Below are 16,877 nucleotides of genomic sequence, written 5' to 3' on the forward strand. Positions count from 1 at the left end.
CTCCGTGACGAAGCAGCCGCGGTCTAAGCTGGCGCGTCTGATCTGAGCGCCAGCTGGCGCTCAGCCTCGGCCACCACCTCAGCCGGCGTGACCATGCCGCCAGCTGGCGCAAGCAAGGTCGATGCAAACTTTCCGCGCGGGCCGGTGAGACCGGGCTCCGTTGCCAGGAAGATAGCGACGGTCGGGAGGCCGAAGGCGCTGGCGAGGTGGGTGAGGCCGGTGTCGGCGCCGATGACCAGCGTCGAGCGGCCGAGGATCGCGGCGACGTCCGCGAGCGGCGATTTCGCAACCAGCACCGTCTTTGGCACGGCACCGGCGATGGCCTCTGCCACCTTCTTTTCCGCCTCATTCGACCATGTGACCACCGGCGTGAATTGCCGGTCGGCCAGCTCACGCGCGGTTCCGATCCAGTCCTCGGCCGGCCATTTCTTGTCCTCGCGGCTGGTGCCGTGGAGCAGGAAAGCGGTTTTGCCTTCAACGCCGGGTAGCGCGCCCGCTGGCGGCACGATGCCGGACTCGAGCGCCGACAGGTCAGGCTGGTAGCCCAGCGCCAGGCCGAACAGCCGCCTGGTGCGCTCGATAGCATGCAGATCGCGCGGCACGGCGTATTTGCGCTGATAGAACAACGTCGCCGAAGGCTCACGGGCGCTGGCGCGATCGAAGCCGGCAATCGGCGCGCCGGCCTGGATGGCGACCAGGGCCGACTTCAGCAAGCCTTGCGCGTCGATGACAAGATCGTAGCGGGAGGCACGGAGCGCTCGGCGCAAACCGGCTATCTCACGCCATGTGCCGCCGTCGAAAAGCCTCTTGCGCCAACGCCGGACCGCCACCTTGTGGATCGCTCCGATCGCCGGATGCAAGGCCACGATGCCGGCAAACGGCTCCTCCACGCACCAGTCGAAGCTGATATCGGGGCGGTTGCGCACCGCGTCCTCGACGGCCGGAAACGTGTGAATGACATCGCCCATCGACGATGTCTTGACGATCAGCACTTTCATGCGGCCGCCGGAACCTTGAGCAGGCGGTCGGCCGCGGCAGTGACGCGCGCGACATCGAGCGTCTTCAGGCAGTTGAGGTGCCCGAGCGGGCAGAACTTCTTATGGCAGGGCGAGCAGGACAGATGCAGCCAGATCAGTTCGGAGCGCTCGCTGAGCGGCGGCGTGTTTTCCGGCGAGGTCGAACCGTAGACGGCGACGATGGGCGTGCCGACGGCTGCCGCGACATGCATCAGGCCGCTGTCGTTCGAGACCGTAAGCTTCGCCGCGGCGATCAGGTCGATGGCGTCCTCCAGCCGGGTCTTGCCGGCAAGGTCGATGGCGCCGGGCGCGAGCGTCGCGATCTCCCCGGTCACGCCGGCATCGTTCTTCGAGCCGAGCAGCACGACGCCCAGACCCTTTGCCATCATGTCAAGGGCAAGCCCGGCATAGTGATCGCTCGGCCAGCGTTTTGCCGGGCCGAACTCGGCGCCGGGCATGAGCGCCACGAATTTTCTTCCCGTCAGCCCGAACCGCGCCAGCAGATCGGCTTGGTTGGCCTTGTCGACGGTAAGCTTAGGCGCGCGAAACGTGCCGCCGCGCGCGAGGCCGAAATAGGCGCGCGCCGTGCGCCGCTTCAGCGCTTCCGGCAGCGGCACGATGTCGGTCAGCAGGCCATAGCGCATTTCGCGCAGATTGCCGACACGATGCGGGATGCGGGCAAAGAACGGGATCAGCGCCGATTTCCAGCTCCCCGGCAGCACATAGGCCATGTCGTAGCGGCCGCGCAGCAGGCGGCCGAAGCGCCTGCGGCTGCGGAATTCGAGCGCGCCCGGCATCAGCGGAAAATCGATCTGGCTGCGTATCTCGGGCATGCGCTTGACCAAAGGCGCTGCCCAGGCCGGCGCGAGCACATCGATGGCCGCGCGCGGATGTTTTTCCTTCAGCGCCGCAAACAGGCACTGCGCCATGACCATGTCGCCCACCCAGCGTGGGCCGATCACGAGGATCGTTGGGCCTTCAGCCATTCGACATAGTCCCTGACGCCGGTTTCGACTGTGCGGAATTGGCCATTGTAGCCGGCCGCGCGCAAGCGGGACATATCAGCCTGCGTAAAACTCTGGTAGCTGCCCTTGAGATGGTCGGGGAAGGGGATGAACTCGATCTCGCCCTTGCCCAGCGTGTCGATCACCGTTTCGGCGATGGCGCGGAACGGCTGGGCGCGGCCGGTGCCGCAGTTGAATATGCCGCTCTGGCCCTTTTTCCAAAGCCACAGATTGACGTCGGCGACATCGCCGACATGGATGAAGTCGCGGCTCTGCTCGCCCGGGCCGAAGTCGCCATAGGCGCCGAAGAGTTTCGGATTTTCGCCGCGCTCGACCTGGTTGAAGAGATGGAAGGCGACGGACGCCATGGCGCCCTTGTGCGCCTCGCGCGGTCCGTAGACGTTGAAGTAGCGCAGGCCCGTCACCTGCGAATGGTCGGCGTCGACTTTGCGGCGGACATAGTCGTCGAACAGCTTCTTCGAATAGGCATAGACGTTGAGCGGGCGCTCGAACTCGGGCTCCTCGCGGAACTCGCTGCCGCCGCCATAGACGGATGCGGAGGAGGCATAGAGGAAGGGCACGCGCAGGTCGAGGCAGGCATGCAGGAGCCGCTTCGAATAGGTGTAGTTCACGTCCATCATGAACTTGCCGTTCCACTCGGTGGTGGTCGAGCAGGCGCCCTGATGGAAGACGACCTCGATGCGGCCGAGCGCGCCGTTCTCGAGCTGGGCGAGAAAATCGTCCTTGTCGAGATAGTCGGCAATGCGAAGGTCGGCGAGGTTGGCGATCTTGTGGCCGTCGGTGAGATCGTCGACCACGACGATGTCGTCATGCCCCTCGGCATTGAGAGCGGCGACGATGTTGGAGCCGATCATACCAGCGCCGCCCGTAACGATGATCATGGGGCCCTCTGTCCGCTTGAGATTCCGGCTCTTATAGGGGAGGCTGGTGTGAGTGTCGATAAAGCTGGTGCCGTCCCGCATTGAGGAGTGCCGATCTTGTCTATTCCGCCTGTTTTGTCTATTATGTACAAAACGGAGCGTGTCATGAAACAGTACCCGTCGACTGATTTGAAACAGAATCTCGGTGATGTTCTTGCGGCTGCCAGCCAGCAGCCTGTCTCCATCACTCGTCACAATAAGCCGAGATACGTCCTGATGAGCATCGAGGCCTATGAGGCTCGCTTCGTCAACGACAGCCGCCGTGCCTACGCCGCCAAGGACGCCCCGTTAGAGCATGTCGAGATGCTCGAGGAGTACGCTGCCGAGTTGGATCGTGACTAAGCCGGTTGCCGCCGACATCTGGCGATATCCATATCTGTGGTATCGCCAGCAGGGAGACGGCGAGACTGAAGGCCGCAAGAAACGGCCCGTCGCCTTCGTGGCCGTTCTTCCCGGGAAAGCCGGCGGCACTAACCTCTTCATCCTCGCAATCACCTCCACGCAGCCGGGGCGCGATCGTGTCGCCGTTGCCATTCCGGAAATTGAACGCCGCCGCGCCAGCCTTGACCCCATCCCTCTTTGGGTCATAGTCGATGAGTACAACCACGATATCCTGGAATCGTCGGCTTACTTCGAACCGGGCGCGCGCATAGGCGCGTTCAGTCCGTCATTCCACAAGAAAGTCATGGTTGCTTTCATTGCGGTTGTCCGCAAAGGCCAATCCAAAGCCATCCCCCGTGCGGACTAAGGGACCAAGAATGCCATCGACCGAACTGCTCATCGCGTTCTTCGCCACCACCGCGATCTTCGCCTATATCCCTGGTCCCGCCATGCTTTACGCCGCCGCGCAGACGATGGCGCGGGGCCGCTGGTCGGGGCTGACGGCGGCTCTCGGCATTCATCTCGGCGGCTATGTGCATGTCTTCGCGGCGGCCGCAGGCCTGTCCGTTCTGTTCCACGCCGTGCCGCCGCTCTATCTGGCGGTCAAGCTCGGCGGCGCGCTCTATCTGATCTGGCTCGGCGTCTCAATGATCCGCAAACGGACGGGCGGCGATACGGCTCTGCCGGCCATCGAGCGGAAATCGGCGCGGCGCGCCTTTTTCGAAAGCATCACCGTCGAGGTGCTCAATCCGAAGACGGCGATCTTCTTCATGGCGTTCCTGCCGCAATTCATCGATGCCTCGGCGGCGTTCCCGGTCTGGCTGCAGTTCGTCGTGCTTGGAACCATCGTCAATCTGATGTTTTCCTCCGCCGATATAGTCTGCGTATTCCTCGCCGGCGCGATTATCGCCCGGCTGCGGCGTTCTGGGCGCGCGCAGCGGCTGATGCAGCGCGCAGGCGGTGCCGTGCTGGTCGGCCTCGGCGTCCACGTGGCCCTGCAGAGAAGCTGATTGCACAGCTGGTTTCGGCCGCAGCCAATCGGGGCCTGCCGTTGCGCTCGCCCCAATTGCGGTATATCCGCATCGCGTTGAGCGAGGTGCGCCACAATTCCGGCGCTGAAACCTAATCAAGTCCTGCCTTTTTCAGGCATATGTCGAGCGAGATGATCAAGCACAATCCGCCCTCTCCGGAACCTTTGCATCGCACCATCGCCCGGTTCGGCGAGGTCACCGTGCTGGTGGTCGGCGATTTCATTCTCGACCGTTTCGTCAGCGGCGTGATCGAGCGCATCTCGCCGGAAGCCCCGATCCCCGTGCTGCATGGACGGGGCGAAACGCTGAACATGGGCGGCGCCGGCAACGTCGTCTCCAACATCGTTTCGCTAGGCGGGGCCGCGATACCCGTCTCGGTGATCGGCGCCGACCAGGCCGGCAACAATCTGATGCGCATGCTCGGCGAGATCGGCGTCGACACGGACGGGCTTCTGCAGCGCCAGGACCGCATGACCTCGTCGAAAAGCCGCTTCAGCGCGCTCAACCAGCAGGTGCTGCGCTTCGACGAGGAAGAGATCAAGCCGCTCAGCTCCGCCGAGCGGGCGAAGCTCATCGATCATTTCCAGGCCGCGCTTGGCCGCGCCGACATCGTGATCCTTTCCGATTACGGCAAGGGCATCCTGCTCGACGGCGTCGCCGGCGAGCTGATCGCGATCTGCCGCGATGCCGGCAAGCCGGTGCTGGTCGATCCGAAGGGGCGCGACTACGCGCGCTATGCCGGCGCCACGGCAGTGACGCCGAACCGCAAGGAGCTTGGCGAAGCGGTCGGGCGCAAGGTGTTCGGCGATGACGAGGTCGTGGCCGCTGCGCGCGACCTGATCGCCGAGCATGATTTCGAGTTCATCGTCGCCACGCGAAGCGAGAAGGGCATGAGCGTGGTCTCCGCCGAGGATGCGCGCCACATCTCCACCCAGGCGCGCGAAGTGTTCGACGTTTCCGGTGCCGGCGACACGGTCATTGCGAGCTTCGCGCTGTCGCTTGCCGCCGGCGCCGACCGGGTGCATGCCGCCGTCATCGCCAATGCGGCCGGCGGCGTCGTGGTGGGAAAGCGCGGCACCGCTCGGCTGAATGTCGAGGAACTGTCCGGCGCGCTGTTCCGCTCGCATGGGCCGACGGCTCATACCGATGCCATTCTTGACGCCAATGCCGCGGCCAGGATGGTGGCGGCATGGAAGGAAGAGGGGCTTACAGTCGGCTTCACCAATGGCTGTTTCGACATCCTGCATGCCGGCCATGTCAGCCTGCTGCATGCCGCGCGCAGCCAGTGCGACCGGCTGGTGCTCGGCCTCAACAGCGACGATTCGGTGCGCCGGCTGAAAGGGCCGGGGCGTCCCGTCAACAACCAGCATGACCGCGCCTGCGTGCTGGCAGCGCTTGCCTCGGTCGACGCCGTCGTCGTCTTCGAGGAAGACACGCCGCTCAAGCTGATCGAGGCGCTGCTGCCCGACATCCTGGTCAAGGGCGCGGATTACACGATGGAGACCGTGGTCGGCGCCGATGTGGTGCAGAAAGCGGGCGGGCGCGTGGTGCTGGTCGACCTCGTCGCCGGCAAGAGCACGACGAACACGATCGGCAAGCTGCGTGCCGCAAACTGAGGATCTCATGTCCGATTTGAACGACTATCTGGTCCGCTCCGCGGCGGCGATCTCGGCAATGGTCGAGCGCAACCTCACCGGCGAGATGGAGCGCGCGGTGGGCTCGGTCGTAACCGCGCTTGCGCAAGGCAAGGCGCTGCTGATCTGCGGCAATGGCGGCTCGGCCAGCGATGCCATCCACATCGCCGGCGAGCTGGTCGGCCGCTTCCTGAAGGAGCGCAAGGCCTACAACGTCATCGCGCTGCCGGCCAACGCCGCGGTGCTGACCGCCTGGGGCAACGATTACGGCTTCGACACCGTCTTTTCGCGCCAGGTCGAGGCGCATGGATCGGAAGGCGCCGTGCTGCTTGCGATTTCCACCAGCGGCAATTCGCCAAGCATCCTTGCCGCCGCCGAGCAGGCGCGCATGATGGGCATGACGGTGATCAGCCTGACCGGCGACACCGGCGGCAAGCTCGCGCCGCTGACCGACATCCTGCTCAACGTGCCGTCGACCTCGACGCCGATCATCCAGCAGGGGCATCTCTGCCTCTACCACCATCTATGCGAGGCGGTCGAAGCGCGTCTCAGCAATGGCTGAGAGCGAAGGCTTTCCGCTGGCCCGGCCGGGCCTTTGGGTCGAGCGGGTTGGTGACCGGACCTTTCCGGCCGGCTGGCCGGCGCTGTTCCTCGATCGCGACGGCACGATCAATCTCGATACCGGCTATCCCGACGATCCGGCGGCCATGGCGCTGCGCGATGGCATCGCGCCGGTCATCGCGGCCGCGAATGAGCGCGGCATTCCGGTCGTTGTCGTCACCAACCAGTCCGGCATCGCGCGCGGCTATTTCGGCTGGGACGCGTTCGCCCGGGTCAACGGGCGCGTGCTCGACCTGCTGGCTGAACAGAACGCGTTTGTCGACATGGTGCTGGCTTGCGCCTACCACGAGGCCGGCACCGGTCTACTGGCGATGGCCGATCATCCGATGCGCAAGCCCAATCCAGGCATGCTGCTGGAGGCAGGCCGGCAGCTCGGCCTGGACTTGAAACGATCACTGATCGTCGGCGACAAGCTGGCGGATATGGAAGCCGGCCAGCGCGCCGGCCTCACGAGTGGCTGGCTTGTCGACGGCGAAGGCTCGATGATGGGCGGGCTTTCGGTGTTGCCGTTGCGCGACGCAACGGACCTTGGTGGACTGCTCACTGCGATACGATCGCTTTGATCGCAGGTTGATTCAAGACCTGAAGTTAAGCCTGTTGTTTCTGCAGCGGAATTTCCAGAAGCCGGCACATCAAGTTTGAAAGGCCACCAGCCCCTCATCCTTGACTCGGCGGATGGTCAAGGCGGTGCGCACCGTGTCCACATTCGGGGCCGAGGCCAGTTCCTCGATGACGAAGGTCTGGAACGTGCCGAGGTCGCTTGCCACGCAGTGCAGCAGGAAATCGGATTCGCCGAGACCATCCAGGCGTCGCGCACGATCGGCCAACCGCGCGTGCGTTCGGCGAAGGTCTTCAGCTCGGCATCGGCCTGGTGATGCAGGCCGATCAGGCAGAAGGCGACGACATCCATGCCGAGCGCCGGCGCGTTGAGGAGCGCGCGGTAACCGCGGATGATGCCGGCTTCTTCCAGCCGCCTGACGCGGCGCAGGCAGGGCGGCGCCGAGATGCCGACCCGGCTGGACAATTCGACATTGGTCATGCGCCCGTCGCTCTGCAATTCGCGCAGGATCTTCCAGTCGATGGCGTCGAGGTCGGCTTTGAGCGGCATGGCTGTCTCGGCTCTGCGCAAGAATCTTTCGCGAATTTGTAATTAAACGACTTTTGTGTCCGCGCCAGCCCCTCATCGACGCGATTTTTAGAGGTAACAAAAGCTGCGATTTTGCGAATATCCGGCTGACGGCAGCTTTCCGGGGACGACGGTCCGTTCGTCTTGCTGCCATGGTTTGCAACCCTTACATTAACCTCGACAAAACCACGGCTTTGCGCCGCAGGGGACTTTCATGAACACCAAACATGCGCCCGTTCTCATTATCGGTTCCGGCCCGGCCGGCTATACGGCGGCGATCTATGCCGCCCGCGCCATGCTGAAGCCGATGCTGGTCGCCGGCCTGCAGCAGGGCGGCCAATTGATGATCACCACCGACGTCGAGAATTATCCGGGCTTTGCCGATCCGATCCAGGGCCCTTGGCTGATGAGCCAGATGCTGGCGCAGGCCGAGCATGTCGGCACCGATATCATCAACGACATCATCACCGAGGTCGACCTCAATGTGCGGCCGTTCCGCGCCACCGGCGATTCCGGCACGGTCTACACGGCGGACGCGCTGATCATCGCCACCGGCGCGCAGGCCAAGTGGCTGGGCATCCCGTCGGAGCAGACCTTCATGGGCTTCGGCGTTTCGGCCTGCGCCACCTGCGACGGCTTCTTCTACCGCGGCAAGGACGTCGCGGTGGTCGGCGGCGGCAATTCCGCGGTCGAGGAAGCGCTCTATCTGTCGAACCTCGCCAAAAGCGTCACCGTCATCCATCGGCGCAGCGATTTCCGTGCCGAGCGCATCCTGCGCGAGCGGCTGCTTGCGAAGGACAATGTCCGCGTCATCTGGGACACGGTGGTGGACGAGATCACCGGACGTCCGGGCAAGGCGCCGCTGCCGCCTTCCGTCGAAGGCCTGACACTGCGCAATGTCGTGACCGGCCAGGAATCGAAGCTGCCGGTCGACGGTGTGTTCGTCGCGATCGGCCATGCACCGGCGGTCGAGCTGTTCGTCGGCAAGCTGAAGCAGAAGCCGAACGGCTACCTGTGGACGGCACCCGATTCGACTCGCACCGACGTGCCCGGCGTGTTCGCCGCCGGCGATGTCACGGACGATGTCTACCGCCAGGCGGTGACGGCCGCGGGGCTTGGTTGCATGGCGGCGCTCGAGGCGGAAAAATATCTGGCTGGCATCGAGGTTCACCGCGAAGCGGCGGAGTGACAAATCGGCTGAAAAAGGGCCGTTTAAAAGCCTGATTTTTCATTCAGACGCCAAATGCAACGCGAGGGGAATCATGGCGCTGGACTGGGACAAGCTACGCGTATTTCACGCAGCGGCGGAGGCTGGGTCGTTCACCCATGCCGCCGAGACGCTGCATCTGTCGCAATCGGCCATTTCGCGGCAGGTCAGCGCGCTGGAGCATGATGTCGGCGTAGCACTCTTCCACCGTCATGCGCGTGGCCTGGTGCTGACCGAGCAGGGCGAGATGCTGTTCCGCACGGCGCATGACGTGCTGATGAAGCTGGAAACCATCAAGACGCGGCTCACCGAGACCAAGGACCGCCCGTCGGGTGTGCTCCGGGTGACGACCACGGTGGGGCTGGGCGCCGGCTGGCTGACCGAGCGCGTGCAGGAATTCATCGAGCTCTATCCCGAGATCAGCCTGCAGCTGATCCTGGCCAATGAGGAGCTAGACCTCACCATGCGCCAGGCCGATTGCGCGATCCGGCTGCGCCAGCCGCAGCAGCCCGACCTTATCCAGCGGCGGCTGTTCACGGTGCATTTCCACCTCTACGCGGCGCCGTCCTACATCGCCAAGTTCGGCAGGCCGGCCTCGATCGCGGAGCTCAGGAACCATCGCATCGTCACCTTCGGCGTGCCGGTGCCTTCGCATCTGTCGGAGCTGAACTGGCTGGAGACGGTCGGCGATTTCGAGGGCGCGCAGCGGGTGCCGACACTGCAGATCAACGACATCCTGTCGATCAAGCGGGCGGTGCAGGGCGGCGCGGGCATCGCCATGCTGCCGGACTATGTGATCAACAAGGACTCGAACCTGGTGCAGCTGCTGCCGGAGACCGAGGTGCCGTCCTTCGACACCTATTTCGCCTATCCCGATGCGATGAAGAACCAGGCGAAGCTCCACGTTTTTCGCGATTTCGTTATCGCCAAGGCGCGCAGCTGGTCTTACTGAATGCCCGGCCGAGACTGCTGCCCGCGCCATGGCGTCAGCCGGGGCAGCCAGCCGGGCACGGCGCGGCGGTAGGCCTCGTATTCTTCGCCATAGCGTTGGGCGAGCGTCGGCTCTTCATAGAGCTTGACGAACGAGACCATCGCAGCCGCGGCGATCAGGCCATAGAGCAGCACCGGCCAGCTTGAAAAGATGAGAACCTGGCCGAGGATGATCGCCAGCACGGCCACGTACATCGGGTTGCGGACATGGCGGTAGATGCCGCCCACGACCAGTTTCTCCGTCGGAGCCACAGGAGCGGGCGTGCCCAGCCCTTCGAGGGCAAAACGGGCGAATGCGTGCAGCAGGATCGCAGCTGCTACGATCACGAGAATAGAGCCCGTGGCCACGAAGCCCGGCACATTCGCCTGAGGTTTGCGATAATGGTCGGTCAGCAGCCAGGGCATCAGTCCGGCGACAACGCCCGGCGCGACCACCAGAAACACGGCGCTGCCGGCGATTGCTGAAAAAGTCCGCATCATCGATCTCCTGCCGCAAAAATAATCTCGGCATGCCGAAATCGGCATCATTTGCCGAGTCGCCTATATTTCGGAGCAAATCTGCTTGATTTGGCATTTAAGCAGTCGCTTTAGATCAGGAAACGGCTCGAAATTCGCGATTTTCCTGGTCCTATGGCTTTCTGGAATGGGTTGGACCACAGCCTGCGTCTTTTTGCATGCGTGTGTTGCAAAATAGATGCTTGTTTCTTGGGCATGATGAGCACATATATAGTGGCATCTCCGGGGCGCGTTCTCCTCCCATTAGCGCCCTCGAGTGTTCCCCTCTGGAGGTTAGCCCTAATCGGCACTTCCAATCAAACTCAGCCGGATCTTTATTGATCCGGCTTTTTTGTTGCCCGCATGCCTTCGGGCCGGCAAAAACACGACCGAATCCGACACGTAACAGTGACATGTAACATCGGGTAACATGTCGCAGACGCAGTCTATGGTTTAACTAGAGCATAGGACGCGGTTGGTCGGTTCGAGAGATGGGGGCATCACTCGAAATGGCCGGGCTCAGGCAGCTACCGCGTCCGAACCATTTGTCCGGATGCGGCGGACCAGCCGTTGCCTCCCAGGAAGACGGTCCGCAATTGAAACGGCGTCCGGGTGAACCGGACGCCGTTTTCATATCGTCAGCGGACAGCCCGTCAGGCACTCCGAGCTGTTCAGGCGGCCTTGCCGTTGGCGTTCATCGCCTCGTCGGCGAGCCGGCCGGTGAGCTCGGCCATGTGGTCGAAGGTTGCCTTGTAGCTGGCGACGCCGGCGGTGGCCGAGCGCAGCTCGATGATCAGGTCACCGATTTCGGCCTGCGGCATGGTCGCCTCGACGACGTCCCAGCCCGGCCAGTCGGGCCGCGCGTCATAGCCGAGGATTTGGCCGCGCCGCTGCGGGATCAGCGCGATGATCTTCGACGTCGCGTCGGAAGGCGTGACGATCTCGACCTTCATCACCGGCTCCAGCAGGACCGGCGAGCAGGTGGCCATGCCTTCCTTCATTGCGAGCTTGGCCGCCATCTGGAAGGCCATGTCCGAGGAGTCGACCGCATGGTAGGAGCCGTCCGACAGGTTGACGGCGACGTCGACGACCGGGAAGCCGAGCGGGCCGGTCTTCAGATAGTCGCGAATGCCGGTCTCGACCGACTGGATGTAAGTCTTCGGCACCACGCCGCCGGTGATGGTGTCGGAGAACTGAAAGCCTGAGCCGCGCGGCAGCGGCTTGATCTCGATCACCACGTCGCCGAACTGGCCGTGGCCGCCGGACTGCTTCTTGTGGCGGCCGCGCTGCTGCGCCGATTTGCGGATCGTCTCGCGGTAGGGCACCGCCGGGGCATGGCCCTCGATCGGAATCTGGTTCTTGCCCTCAAGGCGCTCGCGCACCACGCGCAGATGCATCTCGCCGTGGCCCGACAGCACGGTCTCGGCCGAATCCTGATTGTGACGCAGGCTGAGCGAAGGGTCCTCCTCGGCCAACCGCTGTATCGCTGCCGACATCTTGACCTCGTCCTTGCGCTCCTTGGGACGAAGCGCGAAGGCGAAGACGGGCTGTGGCGGCTCGAGCGTGACCAGTGGCCGGATACCGCCTTTGGCCGAACTCAGCGTCTGGCCGGTCTTGACGTTGTCGAGCTTGCCGAGCGCGACGGTGTCGCCCGCCTTGGCCGATGTCTGCTTGATCTGGTCCTTGCCGAGCATCCTGTAGATGCCGGAGACCTTCGTGGTGTCGCCGTTGGAAAGGAAAAGCTCGGCCGCGTCGGCCAGTTGGCCTGAAAGCACGCGCGATACCGAAAGCTTGCCGCCATGCGCCGTGTGGATGGTCTTCATCACCTGCACCACCGTCTGGCTTTCCGGAGCGCCGAGGCGCTTCCTCGTCGCCTCGACATCCGGCGCGTCATGGCGAATGGCCTTCAACAGACGCAGCACGCCATTGCCCTTCTCGGCCGTGCCGATCAGCACCGGCGTCACCGCGCCGGCGCGCAGGTCAGCCGAGAGGTCATCGAAGATCGCGTCCTTCGGCGGCTCGATCTCCTCCAGCAATTGCTCCATCAGGTGATCGTCGTGATCGGCTAATGTCTCCAGCATGGAGAAACGCGCTTCCAGCTCGCGCGCCTTGTCGTCGTTCGGGATCTCGGCGACCTGGCTTTCGGCGTATTCGCGATAGATGTAGGCGCGTTCCAGCGCCAGATCGATCGAGCCGATGACGATGCCGTCCTTGCGCACCGGAATCTGGCGTAAGAGCAGCGGCACCGAGCTTGCCGGCTGCAGCATCTTCAGCGTCTCGCGCACGCCCGCAATCGCCTTGTCGACCTTGTTCAGAAACAGGATGCGCGGAATGGCGAGATCGTCGAGCTTGCGCATGATCAGCTGCAGCGCCGGGATCTTCTTCTCGTCGGCCTCGGCGACGACGACCGCAAGGTCGCACGCGGCAAGCACGGGTTCGGCCTCGAAGGCGAATTCGATGGAGCCGGGGCAATCGACGAAGGTGATCTGCTCGCCCATGAAATCGGTGGTGGCGAAGGTCGCCTCGACGCTCATCGCGTGGGCGCGGGCTTCGGGCGAATGATCGGAGACGGTGTTGCCCGATGAAACGGGTGACTGGCGAGGTATGGCGCCCGTGCGGGCGAGGATTGCTTCGAGAAGTGTCGTCTTACCGCTTGCAAAGGGACCGACTATGGCGATGCATTTCGGTCCCGTGCGTCGTCCTCCGGCGCGAGTACCCATGGCTGACCTCCACTCAGGCGTTTCCCAAGAGAGCGATCAGCAAAAGTGGAAACCGGTTTTTGCGTCCGATCGCACCCTGTGCAGAGCGGCGGCCGGCCTGTTCGGCCGTCGCGGGCGGGGTTTATCCACCCCTTCCCAAGCCCCATCGTCACACGGGTTCGCCGGGAGGGCAAGAAAAATAGGATTTTCGCCGGCTTGGGTTTGTCAGGCCGTGAGGGCGAACGGCTCCCGGCCGGCGACACACAAGGCGCTTGCCTTGTCGCGTGGCGCCGGCTTGCCGAAAAAATAGCCCTGGAAGCGGCTGCAGCCGGCTGTTCGGGCGAGGCTGAATTCCTGCTCGGTCTCGACGCCTTCCGCGACGATGGCGATCTCCTGGATGCGGGCGATCTGGGCAAGCGCCGAGACGAAGATCTGCGCCACCTGGTCATGGGCGAGGCTGCGGATATAGGAGCGGTCGATCTTGACGCTGTCGATGGGCAGCGACTTCAGATAGTTGAAACCGCAATGTCCGGTGCCGAAGTCGTCGAGCGCGATGTGGAAGCCGAGGCCGCGTAGCGCCTCCAGGCGCCTCAGTACCTCGGGCGTCGCGGCCGTCGCCACCGTCTCGGTGATTTCGATGATGAATTGCGAGGCGGAGCGGCCGGTCTCGCGCAGGATCCTGTCGCACATCGTCACGATCTCGTCGCGCTTCAGCTGCTCGCCGGACACGTTGATCGAGATGCGCCTTCCGGGAAAATGCCCGATATCGGCACAGGCGCGCTTGAAGACCCATTCGCCGATCATGTCGATCAGCGTCGAGCGCTCGGCGACCGGGATGAATTCCGCCGGCGAGATCAAGCCGCGCACGGGATGGCGCCAGCGGATCAATCCCTCCAGCGCGTCGACCGACCCGTCGGGATCGACGATCGGCTGGTAGTGCAGTTCCAGCTCGCCGAGATAGATCGCGGCGCGCAGCTCGCGTTCCACCAGTCGGCGATAGCGTTTGTCCGACAGCATCTCCTCGTCGAAGACGGTGACGCGGCCGCGGCCGCCTGCCTTGCTTTCGTAGAGCGCAAGGTCGGCCAGCAGCATCAACTCAGCACCGTTCGAGGCATGCAGCGGCGCAAGCGCCACACCCACCGAGATCGACAGCGGAATGATCTTGCCTTCATGTCTTTTGCCGGCCCGCATCGCATCGAGCAGCCGGCGCACGTCCTTGTTGATGACGGCTACGTCCCCATGCGGAACCATGACGCCGAACTCGTCGCCGCCGAGCCGGCCGATTGCGCCGTCCTCGAAGATGCGCTGCGTTTCGCCGACAAGATGCGCCAGCGCCAGGTCGCCGAACTGATGGCCGAACGTGTCGTTGAGTTGCTTGAAATGATCGAGATCGATCAGAAGCAGGCATGCCTGGCGCCGGTTGCGCAAGCCGCCCAGCCGGTCGCGCAGCGCTTCGATGAAATAGCGCCGGGTCATGGCGCCGGTCATGGCATCGACGGTGAGAAAGCGGTGCTTCTCGGCTTCGGCATCCTCCGCCGATTGCAGGCGCTGGACGACGCTCGAGCGCATATACATCAAGACCAGAAGCGCCATCAGGGTCGATGCCGCCGACATCGTCAGCGCGCCGGCGCGGGAAGCGTTCTCCGTCAGCGCGAAAGCCGCGAGCCCGGTGGCCGCGATGCTCATCACGAGCAGAGCCTGGATGCCGCGATAGATACGGCCGCTATGATCCTTGATTGTCGCCAAGATACTCATGTCCGCGCCCCCACAGCACGCGCCATCGCTAGAACCTCAGCCGTTAACAAACGCTGAGCGCGACGATCGTCTTGACCTGTTCTCTGGCGGCTGGATCGAGGAGGCGATTTTATGGTTAAAAAGCAATGATTTATGACGGTATTCAGACATTATAATATAGAGGCTGCCTGGTGCCTGAGCACGCAACCGGAGCTGCCGCGCCGGCAACATCCTAAAGCCGTTGCAATGGCCTCTCCGCAGGAGGAGACTGCTCCACGAGAGGCCGAGCGCGGCCGCTTGTCCGACCAACGAGTTCGAGGATCTGAACGATGAAGATCATTGCGTGCGGCAGCGTGCCGACGATCATCGCGCCGGAGGCCTATTTCACCGGGCGGGTGCTGCAGACGCCGATCATCGAGAAAGAAGCGCCGGCGCGGCTGAGGGCGACGCTGGTCAGTTTCGAGCCCGGCGCGCGCACTTACTGGCACACGCATCCGCTTGGGCAGACGCTCTATGTCACGGCCGGCGCCGGACTTGCCCAGAGCTGGGGCGAGCCGGTCCAGACGATCAGGGCAGGGGACGTCATCTCCTTCGCGCCGGGCGAGAAGCACTGGCACGGCGCCGGATGGAAAACTGCCATGGCCCATATCGCCATGCAGGAGGCGATGGACGGCGTCCATGCGGAGTGGCTGGAAGCGGTGACACCGGAGCAATATGGCGGCTGAGACAAGCCTCTGACAAAAAACCCGGCGTGACGCCGGGTTCTTCGCGTTCGGAGCTTCTCGCGCCCTTCAGGTCAAGGACGCGGTGAAGCGCTGGATGCGCGTGCAGGCTTCCTCCAGCAAGGTTTCCGAGGTCGCGTAGGAGATGCGGAAATTCGGACCGAGGCCGAAGGCCGAGCCGAACACCACCGCCACACCTTCGGCGTCGAGCAGTTCCGAGCAGAAGGCTTCGTCGGTGTCGATCACCTTGCCGGACTTCGTCTTCTTGCCGATCAGCTCAGCGCAAGACGGATAGACGTAGAAGGCGCCTTCGGGCGAGGGGCAGGAGATGCCGCGCGCCTGATTGAGCATCGAGACGACGAGGTCGCGCCGGCCCTGGAAGATCGCCTTGTTCTTCGCGATGAAATCCTGCGGGCCATTGAGCGCCTCGACGGAAGCCCATTGCGCGATGGTGCAGGCGCCCGAGGTCTGCTGGCCCTGGATCATGTCCATCGCCTTGATCAGCGGCACCGGGCCGGCGGCGTAGCCGATGCGCCAGCCGGTCATGGCATAGGCCTTCGACACGCCGTTCATCGTCAGCGTGCGCTCGTAGAGGTTCGGCTCGACCTCGGCGATGGTCTTGAAGACGAAGTCGCCATAGGTCAGATGCTCATACATGTCGTCGGTCAGCGTCCAGACATGCGGATGCTTGAGCAGCACGTCGGCCAGCGCGCGAAGCTCGGCCTCCGTGTAGGCGGCGCCCGAGGGGTTCGACGGCGAGTTCATCAGCAGCCATTTGGTCTTCAGCGTGATCGCCTTTTCCAGCACCTCGGCCGTCAGCTTGAAGCCGTTGTCGATCGAGGTGTCGGCGAAGACCGACGTGCCGCCGCAGATCGCCACCATTTCGGGGTAGCTCACCCAGTAGGGACGAGGAATGATGACCTCGTCACCGGGGTTCAGCGTCGCCATGAAGGCATTGAACAGGATCTGCTTGCCGCCTGTGCCGACGATGGTCTGCTCGGGCCGGTAGTCGAGGTTGTTCTCGCGCTTGAATTTCTTCGCGATCGCCTCGCGCAGCGGCACGATGCCCGACACCGGCGGGTACTTGGTCTCGCCGCGGCGGATCGCCTCGATCGCCGCGTTCTTGATGTTGTCGGGCGTATCGAAGTCCGGCTCGCCGGCGCCGAGGCCGATCACGTCACGGCCGGCATTTTTCAGCTCGCGCGCTTTCTGCGTCACCGCGATGGTCGCGGAAGGCTTAACGCGGGAAAGGGCGTCGGCGAGAAAGGCCATGACA

16 protein-coding genes and 1 pseudogene are annotated in these 16,877 nt (G+C 63.8%); 9 read left to right on the plus strand and 8 right to left on the minus strand.

The window, feature by feature from the left end; all coding sequences use genetic code 11:
* Positions 1–23: 23 nt before the first annotated feature.
* The 3 genes from waaC to rfaD are packed head-to-tail and all read right to left on the minus strand — an operon-like array spanning position 24 to position 2,922.
* Positions 24–998: a lipopolysaccharide heptosyltransferase I gene (waaC, locus tag EJ069_RS01840; protein WP_126059810.1), complete on the minus strand. Its 975-nt coding sequence runs from the start codon at positions 996–998 to the stop codon at positions 24–26.
* Complete coding sequence (gene waaF, locus EJ069_RS01845; protein WP_126059811.1) at positions 995–2,002, minus strand: lipopolysaccharide heptosyltransferase II; 1,008 nt, start codon at positions 2,000–2,002, stop codon at positions 995–997. Before waaF ends, waaC begins: the two co-directional genes overlap by 4 nt.
* A complete protein-coding gene (gene rfaD, locus EJ069_RS01850) occupies positions 1,975–2,922 on the minus strand; it encodes an ADP-glyceromanno-heptose 6-epimerase (protein ID WP_126059812.1) in 948 nt (315 codons plus the stop codon). Before rfaD ends, waaF begins: the two co-directional genes overlap by 28 nt.
* 144 nt (positions 2,923–3,066) lie before the next feature.
* Between rfaD and EJ069_RS01855 the strand changes: the two genes are divergently transcribed.
* From EJ069_RS01855 to EJ069_RS01880, 6 genes are all read left to right on the plus strand, one after another.
* Positions 3,067–3,303 (plus strand): type II toxin-antitoxin system Phd/YefM family antitoxin, encoded by a 237-nt coding sequence (locus EJ069_RS01855; RefSeq protein ID WP_126059813.1) that lies wholly within the window; start codon positions 3,067–3,069, stop codon positions 3,301–3,303.
* Positions 3,296–3,709 (plus strand): hypothetical protein, encoded by a 414-nt coding sequence (locus EJ069_RS01860; protein ID WP_189476134.1) that lies wholly within the window; start codon positions 3,296–3,298, stop codon positions 3,707–3,709. Before EJ069_RS01855 ends, EJ069_RS01860 begins: the two co-directional genes overlap by 8 nt.
* A 10-nt stretch (positions 3,710–3,719) precedes the next feature.
* Entirely contained in the window at positions 3,720–4,352 is a 633-nt protein-coding gene (locus EJ069_RS01865) for a LysE family translocator (RefSeq protein WP_126059814.1), read from the plus strand.
* Positions 4,353–4,504: 152 nt separating this feature from the next.
* Positions 4,505–5,989, plus strand: coding sequence for a D-glycero-beta-D-manno-heptose-7-phosphate kinase (gene rfaE1, locus EJ069_RS01870; protein ID WP_126059815.1), 1,485 nt, complete (start codon positions 4,505–4,507; stop codon positions 5,987–5,989).
* A 7-nt stretch (positions 5,990–5,996) separates the two neighbouring features.
* Positions 5,997–6,569: an SIS domain-containing protein gene (locus EJ069_RS01875; protein WP_126059816.1), complete on the plus strand. Its 573-nt coding sequence runs from the start codon at positions 5,997–5,999 to the stop codon at positions 6,567–6,569.
* A complete protein-coding gene (locus tag EJ069_RS01880; RefSeq protein ID WP_126059817.1) occupies positions 6,562–7,191 on the plus strand; it encodes an HAD family hydrolase in 630 nt (209 codons plus the stop codon). The genes EJ069_RS01875 and EJ069_RS01880 overlap by 8 nt, the downstream gene beginning before the upstream one ends.
* 69 nt (positions 7,192–7,260) lie before the next feature.
* On the opposite strand, the pseudogene EJ069_RS01885 reads toward EJ069_RS01880, so the two are convergent.
* Positions 7,261–7,736: pseudogene (locus tag EJ069_RS01885) on the minus strand (Lrp/AsnC family transcriptional regulator).
* A gap of 232 nt (positions 7,737–7,968) precedes the next feature.
* Between EJ069_RS01885 and trxB the strand changes: the two are divergent.
* A complete protein-coding gene (gene trxB, locus EJ069_RS01890) occupies positions 7,969–8,943 on the plus strand; it encodes a thioredoxin-disulfide reductase (RefSeq protein ID WP_126059818.1) in 975 nt (324 codons plus the stop codon).
* A 73-nt stretch (positions 8,944–9,016) separates the two neighbouring features.
* On the plus strand, positions 9,017–9,913 hold the full coding sequence (locus EJ069_RS01895; RefSeq protein WP_042646207.1) for a LysR family transcriptional regulator: 897 nt from the start codon (positions 9,017–9,019) through the stop codon (positions 9,911–9,913).
* Here EJ069_RS01895 and EJ069_RS01900 read toward each other — a convergent pair.
* From EJ069_RS01900 to EJ069_RS01910, 3 genes are all read right to left on the minus strand, one after another.
* Positions 9,907–10,428 (minus strand): isoprenylcysteine carboxylmethyltransferase family protein, encoded by a 522-nt coding sequence (locus EJ069_RS01900; RefSeq protein WP_126064607.1) that lies wholly within the window; start codon positions 10,426–10,428, stop codon positions 9,907–9,909. The two genes, EJ069_RS01895 and EJ069_RS01900, sit on opposite strands and share 7 nt — an antisense overlap.
* A gap of 689 nt (positions 10,429–11,117) precedes the next feature.
* A complete protein-coding gene (locus EJ069_RS01905) occupies positions 11,118–13,166 on the minus strand; it encodes an elongation factor G (RefSeq protein ID WP_126059819.1) in 2,049 nt (682 codons plus the stop codon).
* A 204-nt stretch (positions 13,167–13,370) separates the two neighbouring features.
* A complete protein-coding gene (locus EJ069_RS01910; RefSeq protein ID WP_126059820.1) occupies positions 13,371–14,900 on the minus strand; it encodes an EAL domain-containing protein in 1,530 nt (509 codons plus the stop codon).
* 308 nt (positions 14,901–15,208) lie between these two features.
* On the opposite strand from EJ069_RS01910, the gene EJ069_RS01915 reads away from it, so the two are divergent.
* Positions 15,209–15,604: a cupin domain-containing protein gene (locus EJ069_RS01915; protein WP_126059821.1), complete on the plus strand. Its 396-nt coding sequence runs from the start codon at positions 15,209–15,211 to the stop codon at positions 15,602–15,604.
* Between the two features lie 66 nt (positions 15,605–15,670).
* On the opposite strand, the gene EJ069_RS01920 is transcribed toward EJ069_RS01915, so the two are convergent.
* Positions 15,671–16,873, minus strand: a complete 1,203-nt coding sequence (locus tag EJ069_RS01920; RefSeq protein ID WP_126059822.1) for a pyridoxal phosphate-dependent aminotransferase — start codon at positions 16,871–16,873, stop codon at positions 15,671–15,673.
* Between the last annotated feature and the right edge of the window lie 4 nt (positions 16,874–16,877).

Source organism: Mesorhizobium sp. M2A.F.Ca.ET.043.05.1.1, assembly GCF_003952445.1.
In the GTDB taxonomy this organism is placed as follows: Bacteria; Pseudomonadota; Alphaproteobacteria; order Rhizobiales; family Rhizobiaceae; genus Mesorhizobium.